The following is a 3458-nucleotide window of genomic DNA, read 5'->3' as shown; positions in this document are numbered from 1 at the left end:
GTTCTCGATCACCCGGTCGTCGCCGTAGAGGGCGAACGTCCGCTGGAACATGATGGCGGTCCGCCGCATGAGCCGCCGTTTCATCGGTGCGCTCTCCTCCGTCCAGAAATCGACATCCACCGGTTTGAGTTCCGCGCCGCAGGCCGGGCACGGCTTCCCTGCCTCGCTCGGGACACCGACGTAGTCGCAGGCATCACAGGCGGCGATATGATAGATGATCGAACCTCTTGACGGGGGCTGGTCCACGCCCCGCATAAGGTGCATAAGAACGGTCTTGCCGGCCCCGCTTCTCCCGATAATGCCGACTGTTTCGCCCTCTGCTATCTCGAAATTTATATCGTTGAGTACAATGTTTCCATTGAACTCCATGCAGAGGTTCTTAACCGTAATGAGTGGGGTCATCTTGAGCTCCTCGTTAAACTAATCTTCTCGTGGTATCATATTAGAGTTTATATTGTTGCACTTTTCCCGGTCTCCGTGGTATCTTTGAGGAGCTCCGCCACGATACCGGGCACCTCGCTGACATCCCGGATCACGAGATCGGTGTTTGCGTAGAGGATACCAGGTTTCGAGTCTGACTGCTGTTCAGTGAGTATTGCCAGATCCGCCTTCCGGAAGGCCTTCAGGTCGTTGATAGCATCCCCTATCATAACAACTTTATCATAGTGCTCCTGGAGCTCTTCCACGATCTGGGCCTTCATCGAGGGGGTGGCGACACCGTAGATGCGTTCTCGGGGGATACCGAGGTAGTCGCCCATCCGCTCGAGTTTGGTGACGCGGTCCCCCGATGCTATATATGCGGGGACGCCCATCCTGTGCAGTTCGCTGATGGCGTCCCGTGCGCCGCTAAACGGCCTCCCCCCGGTCGTCACCGTGAACTCGACACCAGAGAGGTCCACGTTCAGGATGACGCCGCTGTTCATGGCGACGATCGATTCTTGCTTGCAGCAGCTCCAGACCTTCCTGATACAGGCCTGCATATCACCGATGCGGGCCTGCCGGTCGGTGTAGAGGATCTCTGCGACATCATCTGCGGGGATGATCCGCCGGGAGCAGGAGACCCCAAACCCAATCGACCGTTCCTGGAGGTAGTCAGAGAGGTACTGGCCAGGCGGCGCATCGATGACGTCCCGGGAGTGGAGGTGGAGGAGGACGAGGATCCTACCCTCTGCCGCGAAGGTGAGGGTTGTTGTCTCAACCTCGGTCAGCATCTCACCCTGGAGGAGATCGCGTGCTACGCGGTAGGTCCTGAGAAGTGTGCCCGCGCTATCAAATACAACGGCAACCGACATTTGTTTTCACGTCAATAAGTCTATGTAGTCTCTGGTCATCTCTTGAATGGAGATCTATGTTACTGAGTGAGACGGCAGAAAACATAAAGAAGATGGAGATCCGGGGGGCCGGCAGGATCGCCCGGGCGGCGGTGGAGGCGCTGGCTGATTTCGCCCGCAATCTTGACGTATCCGACCCTGAGACCTTCAAACAGGAGATGCAGGGGGCGGCCGGAGTGCTCACCGCCACCCGCCCGACCGCCGTCTCGCTCCCGAACGCCGTCAGGTACGTGATGCGCGCCCTGGACTCGTTTGAGTCTGTAGAGGCGGCACGGGAGGCGACTTTATCGCGGGCAGCTGAGTTCATCGAGCACTCGGAGCATGCGGTTGAGTGGATAGCGGAGATCGGGGCACGCCATATCTCTGACGGCGACGTCATCCTGACCCACTGCAACTCTGAGGCGGCGCTCGGGTGTATCCTCGAGGCGCACCGGCAGGGGAAGGAGATCGAGGTCTACGCGACCGAGGTGCGGCCGCGGGGCCAGGGGCTTATCACGATCAGGACCTTAAACGAGGCAGGTATTCGCACAAATTATATCATCGACTCGGCGGTCCGCTACTTCATCAACGATGTCGACCTGGTCATCGTCGGCGCCGACGCGATCGCGGTAAACGGTGCGGTCGTGAACAAGATCGGGACCGCCCAGATTGCTCACGCCGCAAACGAGGCACGGACGAACGTCATTGTTGCGGCTGAGACCTACAAGTTTGCGCCCCGGACGATCCTCGGGGAGAAGATCGAGATCGAGGAGCGGGACCCCGCCGAGGTGCTGCCCCGGGAGGAGGCTGAGCGGCTGCCGTTTGTGCGGGTCAGGAACCCGGCGTTCGATGTGACGCCGGCTGAGTACATCGACCTGATCATCACCGAGCGGGGGGCGATCCCGCCGGAACTTGCGTATACGGTTATCAGGGATTACCTGGGATGGAGGATCGAGGAGTTTCGGTGAGGGGGGATCTCTTTTTCCAGTTGTGTCGGGGGAAACAATAGGGACTTTCGGGAGTTCTGCAACACAAGACCCCGCGAGAGAGACTATTGGCCCACAGAATGATATGAGAAGATTAGGATGAGAGTCAATTGCCTTATAGAGAAAGACGAGGACGGTTACTATTATGCCTCGATACACTCACTGCCGGGATGCTTTACACAGGCAAAGACTTATGATGAGTTAATCAGGCGGCTTGATGAGGCAATTTCGCTCTACCTTGAGGTCAATAAAGTTCCTGAGCCAGATGAGTTACGAGATTTTGTGGGTTCAGAGGATTGAAATTAAGACCGGTCAAGGCTGAAACGGTCGTGAGCTACCCCCGCTTGCGCCGGGGTCTTCCTGCGAGTGTCCTGGAATTTTCAGACCTCATTATCGCAGATTACCGGCGAATTGCCGGTAGTCCGCCCACAGGGCATTTTGTGATAGGAACCGCGTCAGCAATATGGCGCAATATGACGCTCAATTCTTCGAAAATGTACGTAAAAATGCTCTGAATCATGTGGATCTTCGATCACCGATACTCTTAGAACAACTTCAGCACCTGCGGGTTTTTAACCCGCTGAAACCGTCTCAATAACTCCTCATCCGGGAGGGGGCCACCGCGACCCACCGGCGAAGGGGGCAAGCCGGGGTTACCCCTGTTCCAGCGCCCCGCACTTCCACCGGTTCAGCCTGGAGGGGGCCTTCATCAGTCATCAGTCGACGATACCGGTCCCCTACCGGGGGCGGGGTCAGCACGCCCGGCCGTGATCTCCCCGCTCCAGGACCACAAAGATCTCGAGTGCCTCATCTGTGAGCGCGTAGCGCACCGCCCGGCCGTCGCGGTCAGACTCGATGAGCCCGTCTGCATCGAGCCTCTGCAGGTGCCAGGCAGCCGCAGAGCGGGAGATCCCAGTGTCGTCGGCTATCTCTGACTGCGTGATGCCGGGGTCGTCGAGGAGCAGGGCGAGGATCTCCCGGCGGGTATTGTTCCTGAGGTGACAGCAGATGGTCTTTGAGGTTGCATCGTAACCACGCCGAAAGTAGCCCACCCTGCCGTCCCGGTTTACGGCGCTGACCAGACCGGCCTCCCGGAGGCGGGAGAGGTGGTAGCGGGTCGTCCCGCGGTTGATCCCGGTGGCACGGGCGATCTCTGTGGGCG

Annotated in this window: 5 protein-coding genes; 2 read left to right on the top strand and 3 right to left on the bottom strand. The window is 58.7% G+C overall.

The features are described 5' to 3' along the window. Positions 1–402, bottom strand: a 402-nt coding sequence (locus BP858_RS05985) for an ATP-binding cassette domain-containing protein (protein WP_286879101.1), incomplete at its 3' end; no start/stop codon positions are given. Between the two features lie 47 nt (positions 403–449). Continuing rightward, positions 450–1292, bottom strand: coding sequence for an HAD family hydrolase (locus BP858_RS05980; protein WP_074175788.1), 843 nt, complete (start codon positions 1290–1292; stop codon positions 450–452). A gap of 56 nt (positions 1293–1348) precedes the next feature. Here BP858_RS05980 and BP858_RS05975 point away from each other — a divergent pair, with 56 nt between their 5' ends. Both BP858_RS05975 and BP858_RS05970 read left to right on the top strand, forming a co-directional pair. Next, positions 1349–2278 carry a ribose 1,5-bisphosphate isomerase gene (locus tag BP858_RS05975; RefSeq protein ID WP_286879100.1) on the top strand — a complete coding sequence of 310 codons (930 nt, stop codon included), beginning with the start codon at positions 1349–1351 and terminating at the stop codon, positions 2276–2278. A 117-nt stretch (positions 2279–2395) separates the two neighbouring features. Then, positions 2396–2596, top strand: a complete 201-nt coding sequence (locus tag BP858_RS05970; protein WP_074175789.1) for a type II toxin-antitoxin system HicB family antitoxin — start codon at positions 2396–2398, stop codon at positions 2594–2596. A 452-nt stretch (positions 2597–3048) separates the two neighbouring features. Here BP858_RS05970 and BP858_RS05965 read toward each other — a convergent pair. Further along, a partial coding sequence (locus BP858_RS05965; protein ID WP_286879099.1) for a winged helix-turn-helix transcriptional regulator occupies positions 3049–3458 on the bottom strand: 410 nt, incomplete at its 5' end.

The sequence above is a fragment of the Methanoculleus sp. UBA413 genome (assembly GCF_002502935.1).
Taxonomy (GTDB): domain Archaea; phylum Halobacteriota; class Methanomicrobia; order Methanomicrobiales; family Methanoculleaceae; genus Methanoculleus; species Methanoculleus bourgensis.
This window is presented reverse-complemented; position numbering and strand designations above follow the sequence as displayed.